17 protein-coding genes are annotated in these 14,526 nt (G+C 44.4%); 10 read left to right on the forward strand and 7 right to left on the reverse strand.

The window, feature by feature from the left end; translation table 11 throughout:
• Window positions 1-6: 6 nt before the first annotated feature.
• From M5J74_RS27320 to M5J74_RS27330, 3 genes are all read left to right on the forward strand, one after another.
• Window positions 7-510: a hypothetical protein gene (locus M5J74_RS27320; protein WP_250014359.1), complete on the forward strand. Its 504-nt coding sequence runs from the start codon at window positions 7-9 to the stop codon at window positions 508-510.
• A gap of 42 nt (window positions 511-552) precedes the next feature.
• Window positions 553-786 (forward strand): hypothetical protein, encoded by a 234-nt coding sequence (locus tag M5J74_RS27325; RefSeq protein WP_250014360.1) that lies wholly within the window; start codon window positions 553-555, stop codon window positions 784-786.
• A 131-nt stretch (window positions 787-917) separates the two neighbouring features.
• Window positions 918-1,154, forward strand: a complete 237-nt coding sequence (locus tag M5J74_RS27330; protein WP_106168012.1) for a hypothetical protein — start codon at window positions 918-920, stop codon at window positions 1,152-1,154.
• Between the two features lie 116 nt (window positions 1,155-1,270).
• Here the strand turns inward: M5J74_RS27330 and M5J74_RS27335 are convergent, their stop codons facing one another.
• Window positions 1,271-2,590 (reverse strand): OmpP1/FadL family transporter, encoded by a 1,320-nt coding sequence (locus M5J74_RS27335; RefSeq protein WP_250014362.1) that lies wholly within the window; start codon window positions 2,588-2,590, stop codon window positions 1,271-1,273.
• 650 nt (window positions 2,591-3,240) lie between these two features.
• On the opposite strand from M5J74_RS27335, the gene M5J74_RS27340 reads away from it, so the two are divergent.
• Window positions 3,241-3,717 carry a hypothetical protein gene (locus M5J74_RS27340; protein ID WP_015157031.1) on the forward strand — a complete coding sequence of 159 codons (477 nt, stop codon included), beginning with the start codon at window positions 3,241-3,243 and terminating at the stop codon, window positions 3,715-3,717.
• A 44-nt stretch (window positions 3,718-3,761) separates the two neighbouring features.
• Here the strand turns inward: M5J74_RS27340 and M5J74_RS27345 are convergent, their stop codons facing one another.
• Both M5J74_RS27345 and M5J74_RS27350 read right to left on the reverse strand, forming a co-directional pair.
• Window positions 3,762-3,926 (reverse strand): hypothetical protein, encoded by a 165-nt coding sequence (locus M5J74_RS27345; RefSeq protein WP_250014364.1) that lies wholly within the window; start codon window positions 3,924-3,926, stop codon window positions 3,762-3,764.
• A gap of 251 nt (window positions 3,927-4,177) precedes the next feature.
• Complete coding sequence (locus M5J74_RS27350) at window positions 4,178-5,566, reverse strand: hypothetical protein (protein WP_250014366.1); 1,389 nt, start codon at window positions 5,564-5,566, stop codon at window positions 4,178-4,180.
• A gap of 254 nt (window positions 5,567-5,820) precedes the next feature.
• Between M5J74_RS27350 and M5J74_RS27355 the strand changes: the two genes are divergently transcribed.
• Window positions 5,821-8,991, forward strand: a complete 3,171-nt coding sequence (locus M5J74_RS27355; RefSeq protein WP_250014376.1) for an alpha-mannosidase — start codon at window positions 5,821-5,823, stop codon at window positions 8,989-8,991.
• A 105-nt stretch (window positions 8,992-9,096) separates the two neighbouring features.
• Here M5J74_RS27355 and psbN read toward each other — a convergent pair whose 3' ends face one another.
• Entirely contained in the window at window positions 9,097-9,228 is a 132-nt protein-coding gene (gene psbN, locus M5J74_RS27360) for a photosystem II reaction center protein PsbN (protein ID WP_041462633.1), read from the reverse strand.
• A gap of 83 nt (window positions 9,229-9,311) precedes the next feature.
• Here psbN and psbH point away from each other — a divergent pair, with 83 nt between their 5' ends.
• The 3 genes from psbH to pth all read left to right on the forward strand — a co-directional run bounded on the left by psbH (window position 9,312) and on the right by pth (window position 10,737).
• Entirely contained in the window at window positions 9,312-9,521 is a 210-nt protein-coding gene (gene psbH, locus M5J74_RS27365) for a photosystem II reaction center phosphoprotein PsbH (RefSeq protein ID WP_015157035.1), read from the forward strand.
• 222 nt (window positions 9,522-9,743) lie between these two features.
• Window positions 9,744-10,031, forward strand: coding sequence for a TatA/E family twin arginine-targeting protein translocase (locus M5J74_RS27370; protein WP_015157036.1), 288 nt, complete (start codon window positions 9,744-9,746; stop codon window positions 10,029-10,031).
• Between the two features lie 28 nt (window positions 10,032-10,059).
• Window positions 10,060-10,737 (forward strand): aminoacyl-tRNA hydrolase, encoded by a 678-nt coding sequence (gene pth / locus M5J74_RS27375; RefSeq protein WP_127022176.1) that lies wholly within the window; start codon window positions 10,060-10,062, stop codon window positions 10,735-10,737.
• Window positions 10,738-10,855: 118 nt separating this feature from the next.
• On the opposite strand, the gene rpsU is transcribed toward pth, so the two are convergent.
• Window positions 10,856-11,035: a 30S ribosomal protein S21 gene (rpsU, locus tag M5J74_RS27380; RefSeq protein WP_015157038.1), complete on the reverse strand. Its 180-nt coding sequence runs from the start codon at window positions 11,033-11,035 to the stop codon at window positions 10,856-10,858.
• Between the two features lie 365 nt (window positions 11,036-11,400).
• Here rpsU and M5J74_RS27385 point away from each other — a divergent pair, with 365 nt between their 5' ends.
• Window positions 11,401-12,492, forward strand: coding sequence for a M48 family metallopeptidase (locus M5J74_RS27385; protein WP_250014378.1), 1,092 nt, complete (start codon window positions 11,401-11,403; stop codon window positions 12,490-12,492).
• Window positions 12,493-12,529: 37 nt separating this feature from the next.
• Here the strand turns inward: M5J74_RS27385 and M5J74_RS27390 are convergent, their stop codons facing one another.
• Window positions 12,530-13,126: a hypothetical protein gene (locus M5J74_RS27390; protein ID WP_250014387.1), complete on the reverse strand. Its 597-nt coding sequence runs from the start codon at window positions 13,124-13,126 to the stop codon at window positions 12,530-12,532.
• A gap of 43 nt (window positions 13,127-13,169) precedes the next feature.
• Here M5J74_RS27390 and M5J74_RS32950 point away from each other — a divergent pair, with 43 nt between their 5' ends.
• The gene (locus M5J74_RS32950; protein WP_255410047.1) at window positions 13,170-13,292 is read left to right on the forward strand and encodes a hypothetical protein; all 123 of its coding nucleotides are present in this window, start codon (window positions 13,170-13,172) and stop codon (window positions 13,290-13,292) included.
• Window positions 13,293-13,589: 297 nt separating this feature from the next.
• Here M5J74_RS32950 and M5J74_RS27395 read toward each other — a convergent pair whose 3' ends face one another.
• Window positions 13,590-14,513: a nucleoside hydrolase gene (locus M5J74_RS27395; protein WP_015157041.1), complete on the reverse strand. Its 924-nt coding sequence runs from the start codon at window positions 14,511-14,513 to the stop codon at window positions 13,590-13,592.
• Window positions 14,514-14,526: the final 13 nt, after the last annotated feature.

Here is a 14,526-nt window from a genome sequence, read left to right on the forward strand (position 1 = left end):
TGACAAATGAAGCAAAATTCGCTCCAAAAAACTCAAAATTTGATTGACGAGGATAGAACGGTTGATTTGCCAATTTACAGTCAAATTTGGCAGTGGCTCAAGCATTTTCCATCAGGATTAGCTGTTGGTTCTAAAAATCCACCTCATAGTTCTGCTTCAGCAGCCGCTGCCTTAATTAGTGCTAGTTTTGGTTGCTTCTATATGATGGTCAACCAACATTTAACTGTACTTTTTAAATCGTGGGATGAGTTTGTTTGGATGCTTGGCAGTTGGATACCAGGTAGCCACAATGCTAACAAGCTGTTTGGTGAAATTGGTCCATATTCTGGTAAAGAGACATTATTGTTGTTTGGTTGGCTATGCAGTTGGTTTTGGCTGCATAATTTGTGGAAGCGCAAAAACATTCATTTCTCATTCATGTTTTTTTGGATGGCTTTTTTCTTGGTAGCCGCAACTTTGATGAATTGGCATCCATTATTCCCTTACATGCCATTGATGCCAACAAAATAGCTCTAGTTCATGACAAATTTTTGCAGTATCTTGACAAAGCTGATGATTACTCAACAAGAAAATTACTCGAATCAAACTCGCTTGCATCAAATACAAGTAAGACAGATGCATAAAGCTGTATTTGGCTTAGTCGGTATTTGGCTAGCTTTTACAACTACCTTTCTGATTGCCGGTTGGCGAGTTAGCCAAAGTGGAAGGTACAGTAATTTTTATCTCAATTCTTGGACAATTGAAAGTCAAGAACTACCAACCGTTCGTTCTCAGCAGGATAAATAATGAATTTTTTGCTTCGTACCAATTTGTCTAGGGACAATCCCGCTAGCGCTAAATTGTTTGAGCATACGGCAAATCTTTCCGCGTTAGTGAAAGTCTGTACTGTTGTTGACACGAAAATTGAGAGGTAAACAATGACTCATTTAGCAATTGATTCGGAATTATTGACAGACATTGCAGAAGATAGCGAAGCTAGTCTTTGTGGCGGGGTTTCTACAGGAATCAGCATTTCTGCCTTTGCGGACGGTACGAACTTTGCTTATTCTAGAACAGGCGCTTTCAGCTTTGCTGTAAAATTACCAGATAGTCGTAGAGTGTCAATTTCCTTGGGGGGTGGTCTTAGTATAGGCATAGACAATCCCTCAGACTGAATAGATTCATACTTGAGCAAATAGTTCGTCACAATTTTGGCGATCGCCACACTAGATTCGATCCCCCTCGCTCCCCTAATTCAGGAGATGAGGGGATTTTCTATGGTATATTTCGATCAAAATTTCCAAGTTAGTTGCAGTCCGACAACATCAACATCACTTTCAATGCTTCCTCTCAAATTACCGCTAGTACTGCTAGATAAATCGATCTGACTATCATCAACAAATAAGTGAGCGTAACCGACATCAAAAGTAATAGCATCAGAAGCTTTGAAACTAGCACCGATCGCTAACCAAGTACGATTATTATCGGGAATTCTAGGCGATCTATAAGTACTATCTACCGGACTCGGATCGTATGCAACACCAGCACGTAATTCCCAAACTGGACTTAATGTATAGTTAATTCCTAAAGAATAGCGCACTGTATCGTGCCAATTTTCCGGCTGCACGTTATCCGGTTCCGCTGGGTTGTCAAATGTGACGCGCAACTCTTCAAACCGACTCCAATTCGTCCAAGTTACGTCACCTGTAAGTGCAACGCGAGAACTAATTTGATGATAGGCATTGAGAGATAGAGTATCGGGTAGGTTCAATTCAGCGTCGATACTACCATCTTGAAATCGTCCAGTCGCGGTTAAAGCTGACACCGCAGCAGGAACGTTAAAATCAGCCTCCCCTGCTAAATCGTGGGTAATTGCCGAACGATAAGCCAAGCCGAGGCGCGTTTTCCGATTGGGTTCGTAGAGTACCCCCAAGTTATAACCCCAACTCCAATCATCGCCTTCTAATTCGACAGAACCATCAGTTGCTTGAGGCGAGGTACGCAATCTCGTAGCACCAATCAAACCAAAATCGATCGCGTTTGATAGTTTTGCCTCAGCATATTGTAAATTGATGCCAGCACCTAAAGAAAGGTTGTCTGTCAGTTTTGCCGCAACAGTAGGATTAATATTAATTGTGACGAGTTCTGAATTAATCGCGTAGTAGCGCCCAACCCAGTCGCAATCGTACCTCGTCTTCAGACCAAAAGGCGAATTTACTCCTAAACCTAGCTTAACGCGATCGCTGGCATTCCAGACAGCGTAGAAGTTAGGGACAAAAATATCCACGCCGCCGTCTCCGCCATCTCCACCTGTTAAAGGTGCGCCAGTGACAACGACCGAACCTCGATCTTGAAACAGAGCTGTAGGAGATATATAGTATCCTGCCGCGATCGCCGAATTATTTGACAGACGAGTTAATCCAGCAGGGTTGAAAAAGATCGTACTGGCATCATCCGCCGCTGCACTATTAGAAAAAGCACTGCCTAAACCGCGCACGCTTTGTTCGAGAATTGCAAAACCTGATGCTACAGCAGTACTAGTCGTGCCAAAAAATTCTAACGCCAAAAACAGCGGCAACAGCGCTGCAATTGACTGCAACGTTCTCCTCACTCTGACTCCTCATTCTGATATTTGAATAAAGCAAAAGCAAATATATACCTTCGAGCAGTCACGCTTATAGTTGTGAAGCTAAATGAACAAATAATTATTAGATCGTTACATTTCAGTCGGGTTTCAGTGCCAATATAGAAAATAGAACTGGCAGCCAACAACAAAAAGTAGCAAGGGAGCAGGGAAAGACACAAGATCTAGAAATAGCTGAATAGTCGATCGCCTTTACGTTGCGAGATGTATTTTCCTACGACTTTCCCCTACAGTACTGATAACAAATGCTACCTCTTGATGTACTGCAAGAATTCGTCCTTAAGGCGCATTAAAAACTATGATGAAGTAAGTTAGTCTGGCAGAGCTACATCATATTTTGTAACTTACTATTCCGTCAGCGTCTGCTTTTACTTTCACAGTAGAGTTAAGTTGGATTTTCTACAGGTGAAGGTGTAAGGTAAAACAAACGATCTGGCAACAATATGGCTTATCTGAGTGTAACTACTTAGAATAGTACGACCTTTATAGATAAAAGTTTTTCTAATGTTGAAATTTACAATATTTAACTCAAAATTTGACTAATTCTAGGGGAGCGAACGGTTAATGTTGTCTTTGCACTCTCAGACTCAACTACACTGATGGAGTAAAAAATTACAATGAGGATTCGACTGGAGCGAAAGTTAAGTTCATGCCCCCATCACCTATGTTGTACTGTCTGCGATCGCATGTTTGAATCAGGTAGAGTCCGCACGCTCCTACACAATGACGAAGGATTCATCCAAGGTGACATTTGCCCAGAGTGCATGAGGCTATCGGTCGAAACCATTCAACATAAAATTAGAGAGCGGGCAATGCTGCTACTGGAAGAAACAGACGACAGTAGCAATACGACTTTCTCACCTCAAGCACGGGCAATGGAATTGCTAGACTGCTCTACCGAAAACGTCAAATATCCCCAGTTTTATCATTGGTGGTTGGTACAGCTAGAGATCTTCTCGCGTAAATCCTCAGATGCCAGAAATGTTACAGGTATAGAAAATTGGGAATACAAAGGGCGATCGCGTAAGGCACAAGATCGCAGTTGGCGAGAGCGATTGCGGACGTTTTTTGAAAAAGATGAATCGGAAAAATAGGGGCGATCGCGTCGCGGAATTTCCTAGTTTTTCAAGCTGAGTTTTTAGAACTTACGCCACAGCTTGTGTATCCACTGCCAAAATTTCAGAAAAACTTCTTCAAACCACAACATGGCGCGATCGAGCCATGCCAAGATTTGCTCTAGTGGATGTTTAACATAACCCATTAAGGTTGCAGGGGTTTCAATCCAGTCTGGTGTTGACTGCACGGATGAATTTTGAGTCTCTGATGTAGAAATATTGCTCGGCTCAGCTTTATGCAGCGATTGTTTGCCTTTGCTAGCTTTACGAATTTCAGAACTTTTTGCTCTAGTTTCGATCCCCCAACCCCCTTCTCAAGGGGGGCGAGATTTTCTCGCGAGAGCCGCTCTCCCCAACTCCTCTTCTTAAGAGAGGTGAGATTCTCTTGCTAGCACGATTTTGCAGCCTTGAAATTTCAGGAGTAGACTGCTGCCCCCCTTTATAAGGGGGGTTGGGGGATCGTTCGCCTGCCCGCCTTTATAAGGGGGGTTGGGGGATCGCTTGCCCGAATTTGTTGTTTAGCTATACCTTTAGGCGCTCTAATTTTGGAGAGAAATTGACGCAACCTTCCACGTTCTTGAGGGAAAGTATAGTCAATACTAGGATTAGCGGGGAGAGCAAAATTAGGCATGGTGCGATCGCCTGTCGTTTCTGGCGTAATCGATCCGAAGAGATCGCTAGCCGTCAGCCAGGGATCTTCTAGATCTTCCTCGGCTGAACCTTCACTAGCAGGAAGTTTGGCAGTTGGGCGACGAGCGGGAAATTTAGGATTTACGGGGATCGATCTACCTGCGAGCGGGGAAACTCCCTTGGGAGTCGTACTAGTTGTGATGGAAGGTGTAGTAGCGCGATCGTCCGTCCCAAAAAAGTAATCGATCGCCGCCCAAATCAGAGATAGAATTCCTGTCGCGTGAGTTTTGCTGCTTGCCTCAGTTCGCACGGCGGCTGTAGAGCGTTCTGAACCAGCAATATCGTGACTTTGAGAGAAAATACCTTGATAGAAGGCGATCGCAGCTGACTTAACTCGGACGAGATGATGAGATTCTACCTCAGCCACAGTATGGTCTAGAGAAGTCAGCCACGGGGGAGTTGTAGGGGCGCACAGCTGTGCGCCCGTACTGGAGTCGGGAGGAGCCAGTCGCTTGCGGGGGTTCCCCCCGTTGTGCGAACTGGCGTTCGGGAGTTGAGATTGATGCCCAATTTTTTGACGGTATTGCCAGTACTGAGCTATGGCAGTCATTATTTGGTCTTGTAACGCTACTTGCTGCTGAGGATCGATAACATCCAGAGTTTGATTTTGTGCTGTCACTAATACCAAATTTCGGCTATCTAGCTGTGAAGCAATTCCTTGGATGGGGTAATTGGTAATTGGTAATTGGTAATTGGTAATTGGTAATTGGTAGTTGTTGGTTGACAGTTGACAGTAGACGCTGGCGCTACACTGCGTGAAAACAGGTGAGTGTTGTTTTTTCTCCCTCAGCTCCCTCAGTTCCCTCAGCTCCCCCAGCTCTCTTCTCCGTGCTCCCGTCACATACAGCAAAACTTGCCGAATCGGAGTATCAACCGTTGGCGATTCCTCTTGAATCACTGCGTCATCAGATGGTAACTGACGCAGGGTGGCTTCAACTGCTTGATGTACTTGATTTGCCGTCGATCGCCTGGACTGTAACAGTAGAAATATGGGATACATTCCTACAGCTGCAACCCAACTGGCAGTAGATTGGAGATTGCGCCAAGCGCGATCGCACTGCTGGTTAAAGCGGCGCGATTGCTTGTGAACGAATCGAAACAGTCTGCTTTGATAGCGAGCGGAGGAAGCAGGAGTCATAGACTAAGTGCGGACGAGGAATTATAAATTATGAAACGAACGATCTAAAAAATGAATGAGTATTTTATCCTTGAGGCGGCTAACATTCATGTCGGCAGATATGCACCGATCTTATCGAGAAACAGATCCTTTTATAACGTTTGTTGCTAACTGAAATCTTAAAATAGATCGATTCTTATCACTTCTCAACCGTGCTTTTATCTTTATAATTTAGTGTTTTGATATTTTCGCGTCCTCATAACTGGGCTAGATCTATGACATCTTTTGCACCACACTCCAATTTAGAGGTAATTGCACAAGCGATCGCCCAGTTACGCCACTGTACTCAAGTCGATCTGCAAATGAATTGGTTGGGGTGGCTGGAGCCAAAATCGGAGAAGTCTGTAGGGGCGCACAACTGTGCGCCCCTACCAACCCTTTGCTCCCTCAATAACAGAGGACATATTGCCTGGGAAAAAGGGAAAAAAGTCTTGTGGTTACAGCAAAAGTTAGTAGTTCCAGCACAATTACAGGGCTATCCTCTGGCTGGCTTATCGCTGCGACTGGCTTTGACTTGGTGGGCGGAATTAGCTCAAATTTATGTCAACGATGAATTGGTACAAGAGGGAGATTTATTCGATTGCTCGACAAGAATACTCCTCAGTTCTGGCGTGAGTCCTGGGGAAGAATTTTCTGTGAGTTTACGGCTGGTAAGTCCAAATCACGACGATGGAGCCTTGGTACGATCGCTATGCTTATATGAATCAAACGATCCAGCAGATCCAGAGCCAAGTTTTGTGGCAGATGAATTAACCATTCTCCAGAAGCATTTAGAAACCTTTGAGCCAGCACAATTATCCACGCTTGCAGATGCGATCGCTCAAATCGATTGGTCGAGTCTACCAGATAAAGATAAATTTGGGCGATCGCTCCATGCTTTACGCCAAAATCTCCAACCCAAAATCCAAAAGCCAAAATCTAAAATCTTTCTCCTCGGACACGCTCACTTAGATTTAGCATGGTTGTGGGCTGTCAGCGAAACTTGGGAAGCGGCTCAGCGTACCTTTACTTCCGTTCTTAACCTGCAACAAGCTTTTCCCGAACTCACTTTTTGCCATTCTACTCCCGCTCTTTACGCCTGGATCGAACAATACCGTCCCGATTTATTTACCGCAATTCAGCAACAAGTCAAAACTGGACGTTGGGAAATTGTCGGCGGTTTATGGGTAGAGCCAGAACTCAACACCGTCAGTGGAGAATCAATTGTCAGGCAGCTCTTGTACGGACAAAGATACGTGCAAGCAAAATTTGGTCAAATTTCTTCTGTTGCTTGGTTGCCAGATAGTTTCGGCTTCTGCGCGACTCTACCGCAATTTCTGAGTTTAGGAGGAATGGAATATTTCGTCACCCAGAAATTACGCTGGAATGACACGACGCAATTTCCCCATGAAATTTTCTGGTGGCGATCGCCTGACGGTACGGATATACTGAGCCTCATGTCTGCGCCCATCGGTGAAGGCATCGATCCGGTCAAAATGGCAGCTTATGCTTGCGACTGGGAAGCCAAAACTCAATTACCACAATTTCTCTGGCTACCTGGGGTCGGCGATCATGGTGGTGGTCCCACCCGCGATATGCTTGAAGTCGCGCGACGCTGGCAACAATCGCCCTTTTTTCCCGATTTAGAATTTACCACCGCTGAGAAGTATTTGCGGGGAATTCCGCATGTAGAGACGTTACATGTAACGTCTCTACATTTGCCCATATGGAACGATGAGCTTTATTTAGAATTTCATCGCGGCTGTTATACGTCTCATGCCGATCAAAAACGATTCAATCGTCGTTGCGAAGACTTGTTATATCAAGCAGAATTATTCGCAACTTTGGCAATGCTGACTGCTGAGACAGCCTATCCCAAAACAGAAATTGAAGAGGCTTGGAAAAAAGTCTTATTTAATCAATTTCACGATATTTTACCTGGTTCTGCTATTCCTGAAGTTTATGTTGATGCTAACCAAGACTGGCGAGAAGCAGAGCAAACGGCAACCGCTATTTTAAACCAATCTTTGCAGGCGATCGCCGCTCAAATCGATCTCCCTCCATCTCCCCATCCTGAAGCACAGCCAATTGTCGTTTTTAACTCCCTCAATTGGGTGCGATCGCAAGTTGTCGAACTTACAGTTCCAAATCTACAAGATACTAACTGGCAAATCTGTACTTCAACGGGAGAAAGCGTCCAATCTTACATTAACGTTACTGAATTTACGGGCGATCGACAATCATCTACCGGACTTATTTCTTTTCTCGCCAAAGATATTCCCTCCGTTGGTTATCGCGTTTATTGGTTATGTCCCCATCCCAATTTCATTGCATTGAGTTCTCAGGTAGCAAGTTCTACCGAATATGTTATTGAAAATGAGTATTTGCGCGTTACTGTAGATTCTCATACGGGAGATTTATCAAGCGTTTTTGACAAAATCAATCGATGGGAAGTCCTCAATGGTGCAGGCAATCAACTGCAAGCTTTCCAAGATAGCGGACAATATTGGGATGCATGGAACATCGATCCTAATTACGCTCAACACCCCTTACCATCTGCTGAACTCATAAGTATTAACCAACATTGCGATCGCGATTTCCTACAAAGTTGCGTCAGTGTAGCTCGAAAAATCGGTCAGTCAGTTTTTAGCCAAGATTACATTTTAGAAATAGGTTCTCCCGTCCTCAAAATTAAAACTAGCGTTGACTGGCAAGAACGTCATGTAATGGTAAAAGCTGCTTTTCCCCTGAATGTATCAGCAAACTATGCTAATTATGAAATTCCCTGCGGTGCGATCGCCAGACCGACGCAACCCCAAACTCCAGCAGAAAAGGCAAAATGGGAAGTACCGGCTTTACGTTGGGCTGACATAAGTATGAGCGATCGCGGTGTCAGCTTGCTAAATGATTGTAAATATGGCTACGATTGCCAACCGGATCGACTGCGTTTAACATTACTGCGTAGTCCTGTATGGCCCGATCCCGAAGCAGACATGGGCTTACATGAATTTACCTATGCACTTTATCCCCATGCTGGTACGTGGCAACAAGCACAGACAGTTAGGCGTGGTTACGAACTGAATATACCGTTGCAAGTTTTACTATTGCCTGCTGCGACAGCTACATCAGGAAAGATCCCAGATAAGACCAGCTTTTTAACAATATCAGCCGATAACTTAATTTTGATGGCGTTCAAGCCTTCAGAAGACGAGCCGCAAGAGTTGATTTTGCGGTGCTATGAATGCCACGGCGATCCAGCTCAATTAGACCTACAGAACACCTTAAATTTAAACGTAGCCGACGATCTCGATCTTTTAGAAAGATCTATAGCTACTAATCGAGCCGACCGAACAGCCAAGACTATTTCACCGTGGAAGATCGTCACCTTAAAGCTCAAGGTTAGATGAAACGGAGCAACTGCGATCTCTGGCGATCGCAGGCGATTGCGGTGGGCTTCTGGAGAATATAGAGACTGCCTGCTGCCCACCAATAATACAAAAGTATAACTATCTTTAATCTTCGTGTTCTTCAAACGGATCTCTTAACTCTTTTGCTGGAGGACCGAAGGAGGTATACACTGTCCAGCCAGTAATGGCAATCAATACGGCAGCCAAGGAAATGCTAAGAACTGTTGCGGGTTCCATCATAGCGATAGATTATGAGTACTCTTCCTATACAATATTACAGAACGTTAAAAAATGCTTTCGCAATTCATCATAGGTGAGTCATGGCACAACGGACTTGGTTGGGAGAAATCCTCAGACCCTTGAATTCAGAGTATGGTAAGGTTGCCCCTGGTTGGGGGACGACTCCCGTAATGGCGATTTTCATACTATTATTTTTCGTCTTTCTCTTGATCATCCTGCAAATCTATAACCAATCATTGCTGATTGAAAGACCTGATATTGCCCCTAATTGGACTGGTTTAGGTGGTTAATCGTTAGAAAACTGAGAGTTATTAACAATACTTATAACTTGCATTCCACCCAGAATCGATCTGGGTTTTTTTTTGAGATATAAGGAATTAAAGTACAGACGTGACAACATTGTAGAGACTTTACATGTAACGTCTCTACACTGACAACCAATCGCTACTCAATAGTTACTGTTCGCAGCCTATACTAAGACTGGGGGAACAGACATTGCAGGAGGGTTGTTTATGAATGTCTTCGGTATTGGACTGCCAGAAATGGCTTTAATTTTTGTAGTTGCATTGCTGATCTTTGGACCCAAAAAGCTGCCAGAGATTGGTCGGAGCTTGGGGAAGGCTATTCGCAGTTTCCAAGATGCCTCTAGCGAGTTCCAGTCAGAGTTTAAGCGCGAAGCGGAACAGATAGAACAGGCAATGCAGACAACTGCCGAACTAGAACCAAAGCAAATTCCGCCAGCAGCAACAGAAGAAACCGTTTCTACCAATACGACAACTTCTTCAACGCAGCAAAGCTAGACAAATAAAAGCTAGATCGATAGGTGTAATGACAGAAGCGATCGCGTCTAATTCAACTTCCAATCAAGTTCTCATTGTGCCGCAACTCATTGTTGGTCTGGGAAACCCAGAGCCTAAATACGACCAAACCCGCCACAATATTGGTTTTGCTGCTGTTGATGCGATCGCTCGTGCTTGGCAAATTCCACTGGCAGACAATCGCAAATTTCAGGGCATATTTGGTGAAGGTAGGAGTAATGCAGGTAAAATCCGCTTACTCAAACCCTTAACATATATGAATAATTCCGGTCAGGCAATTCGCGCCGTCACGGATTGGTATAAGCTACCACCAGAATCGGTACTGGCAATTTACGACGATATGGATCTCCCCTTGGGAAAAATTCGTCTGCGCTTATCCGGTTCGGCTGGCGGACACAATGGAATGAAAAGTGCGATCGCTCACTTAGGAACGCAAAACTTTCCCCGCCTACGAATCGGTATCGGTAGACCTCAAGGCAACAATACCAAGGAAGACGCATCGACTATATCTTACGTGCTGGGACGCTTTTCCTCAGATCAAACCCCATTAGTAGCTGAAGTTTTGCAAATGGCGTTAGAAGCTGTAGAACTAAGCTTAAAGCAAGGAGTCGCGCAAGCAATGAACCGTTATAACAACCGCAATATCTTATTAAACGCGAAGGATACAAAACAGGCTGTAGGTAACTAGCGATCGCCTATTTTGTATCCTTATCTCACTTTTTATCTGATACGATGACTTACTTCCTTCAATTCAGTTAAGCAGCGTCACCAATTGAGAATATATTAAATTTAAATTTCCGATCTATCTATCTCATCCGTCGCTTGCGTCGAGCTGCAACAGCTTTGCGTTTGCGTTTCTCTTGGGGTGTTTCAAAATGACGATGATATTTTACATCTGCCAAAATTCCTGCTTTTGATACTTGGCGCTTGAACCGCCGTAATGCCGAATCAATTCCTTCATTTTCTCCGAGAAGCACTTGGGTCATTCTATCTCTTTCCTCAAAATCATCAATTCAATTGTAGTCTTCCCTAAAGTTCGTTTGTTCGGTGACTACATACCATAAATAGTGCTGAAAACAAGTTTAACATTATCGTTGTTGCCTTAACTAGGGATAACCAATGCTGGAAGAGAGCTGAGGGGGATAAAGGGGACAAGGGGGACAAGGGGGACAAGGGGGACAAGGGGGAACTCGCTCTTCCCCACGACCGAAGAGAGTGGGGATTAGGGGGCGAAGGGAGACAAGGGGGAGAATTCTGGTTCCACCAGCCACTAGTCACTAGTCACTGATAACTGATAGCTGACAACTGACATTTTGGGCAACATAAATACAGTTGCTCTCTTGTCCTATTGATGCTCGATCTCATTGCTGCTGCTTTTGAACGCCAAGATTATGACACCGCAGCCCAGTTATTACAGCAGCTGCGACATAGTTCTCCCACAGACCCTTGGGTACAATTCTACTCGGGTAGATTAGATGAAATATCTGGCAAATTAGATACAGCAGCAGAGATTTATCGGCAACTGTTACTGAGTTCGGTTCACGTTCACGCTAGGATTATGGCGCAAGCGCGTCAAGGTATAACCCGCATCGAATCACTGCTCAAGGCACAACGCCAGCAGGCGATCGCCCAAGCTATTGCCGATCCAGATAACATGCAAAAAGGCGTGTTGGTATTAGAACCGATTGCTAGCGATCGCAAGTCTGAAGCTGCCCGCAGATTATCCCAAATCATGCAGATTGACCCTTATACAGCTCGACTTCAGCTACCAAGTCGCGGTTGGCGGCTGTATCGTACAGGTGCAATTGGCGAATTACAATTTTTCGGTCAACAACTTTTAGCTGCTGACATTCCTTGTTTTTGGGCAACTTTGGCAGAAATCGAACAAATCCAAGTTTTTCAAGCGCGATATTTTGAAGTCGCTCCAGCAGCCAGTGTTGTTTGTCAAAATGAAGTAGATGAGCTGAGTTTTCTGAGCTTTCAATGGTCGGAAGTGACTCATAAAGTGATGGGGTTATTACCCCTTTTCGAGCAAGTTGTAGACATAAATGTACGTGGCAAGCTACAACGCAAAACTCAGACTCAAGACTACGCGCAATTCTGCGATTTACACTTAAGCGATCGCGGTTATATCGTGCGACTATGCGATCGCGATTATATGTTCCACAACGGCATTTCTTTTTCCGAGCAGCAAACGCACAATCAAACAACCGTCAGAATTAACTGGAATCATTTACAGAATTTTCTCGACCAAAAACTCGAACGCGCTGAATCCTGGTCAGATTTTACCATTTTTGCCAATACAGCTTTGGATTGGAGCGATTTGCTCGCTCCAATTCCATCTCACATCCATCTGTTCCGCCGCGATCCCTCCAACTGGGATGCAGCATTCCATCTCTACAGTGGATTAGTTTTTCTTAAAAGGAAGGAAAAATTAATGTAGAGAGGCGATCGCCACACCCTACATTTTCTACTTCAATCTAACCAGGAGTCTTAACCTGGCGTGCCATATCCAAGAAAGAATTCATATTTGCTCCTGGGCGACGACGGCTGTTAGAAGCAGACGGCATCAGGTAGTTGGGCGCAAATGTAGAAGCAGCCTTACCATTGCTATCAGCAACAGCTTTCACTGGTTTGGTTGGCTTAACAGCCTGAGCTTTGACTCCCTCAGCAGTTTGCACCAATTCTACTTCTACTTTAGGGGGTTGTTTCTTAGTAGGAACCTCAGCTTTTCCCGTTTCTGCTTTGGCTGGTGTAGCTGCATCAGCTGTTTTTACCTTCTCTGCCTTAGCTGGCTCTGCTTTAGCTGGCTCTGCTTTAGCGTTAGACTCAGATTCTTTGGTTGTTGCAGCAGTGACGAGTTCTGACGCTTTAGCTTTAACTTCGTTGGTTGCTGAAGCAATTGATTTAGCAGCAGCTTTTAGTTCTTTAGGGACTTCTGTTTCTTCTAATTCAAGAAAATAACCATTACGCTTGCGAGGTTTATCGGGTTTACCTTCTAAGGATTTTTTGCTACTGAAAAAACCTAAAAAGAAAGACACTATCCCACTCAGTATTTTTTTGATCGAACCAAACATTTGCAATACTCCTGGCTTCTGACGATGAGATTGACGGCAACTTATGAAAAACTCAACTAGGCTGCGATCGCAACACAAGATCGATCGCGCTGCCCCCTGCGATCTGACAGCACTTGTTTCCTTTGATACTATTTCGCTTGCAGTTGAAATTGCTTCACTAGGCTAAATATCCCTAGATACTTCTTGCAGGTCACTCAAATTTGGATCTAATTAGGATTAATTATGAAATTTTTTGGGAATTTTATGCAAGATTACTATTTATTTCTTAACATTTATTTACCCTAAACCACTCAAGTATTATTGCTTAGTCCATTAGGAGTAGATAAACGCAGCAATTGTTAATAAAAATCTACATATTTTTAAGAAAGCAACGGTTATTGATGAGTGGCTGGTGGCTGGTGACTAGTGGTTAGAAACGATTCTAGCCACCAGCCCCTAGTCACTAGTCACTGATAACTGTCCCTCATCTTTGCCACTGCTGTAATATGTACTCATAAAATATCTCGCGATCGACTCGCTCCATGACTTGAACTTTGCGCCCGCCAGGTTGAATTTTGGTGCGACCTTGGCTTGCACCTGTAGTGATAATTGTGGTTTCCCATTCTCGCAGTTGATAAAACTCTGGATGAGCTAGATATGCTGTGGCTAACACATCCCAAAAATAATAATCTTGAGGAATGACCAAGGCATAACACTGTCCTACCAAGTCTGAAAGGGGATAATGACGCTGTTTGCCCATTTGCCGCACGATCGCGGCTGTGACTGGAACATTATTTGTTAAATCCAGAGGACACATCACAATCGGAATCTGTGTCTGCCAAACGCGATCGACAGCCATTGCATCCCAGTAAGCATTCCATTCCGCCGAACCATCCTGTCCTGGCTCGATGCTTTTTTCCACATTACCAGGGACATTTAGCGCCCCACCCATCCAAACCAAGCGTTGAATCTTAGCTTCGATTTCTGGAGCCGTATCTAAAGCAACTGCAATAGTGGTCAAGGGACCAGTTACCATCAAGGTTACGGGTTCTGGCGCATTCAGCAACGTATGGATGGTAAACTCCTGACCTGTTTGCTCAACCAAAGACGTGCAAATGGTATCTTGCTGGTTGAGAATGGGTAGGCAATCGACAATGAGAGAATCGCGACGATAGAGACGGGGGAAAGGATTAATCCCGCGCACGGTACTAGCTGCAACCGGAACGCGATCGCATCCCATGAAATCGAGAATTTTACGGGTAGCACTGACGGCGGCGTGGGCGTAACAATCAGCTGGAGTGACAACAACGCCCAGACATTCAACTCGTTCCATCGTCATCAGTAGCATAGTTGCTAGATAATCATCTACACCACCGTCACAATCCATAAGTACGAGTTGTTTAGACATAAATAGGAGAATT

This window comes from Chroococcidiopsis sp. CCNUC1 (assembly GCF_023546805.1).
GTDB lineage: Bacteria > Cyanobacteriota > Cyanobacteriia > Cyanobacteriales > Chroococcidiopsidaceae > Chroococcidiopsis > Chroococcidiopsis thermalis.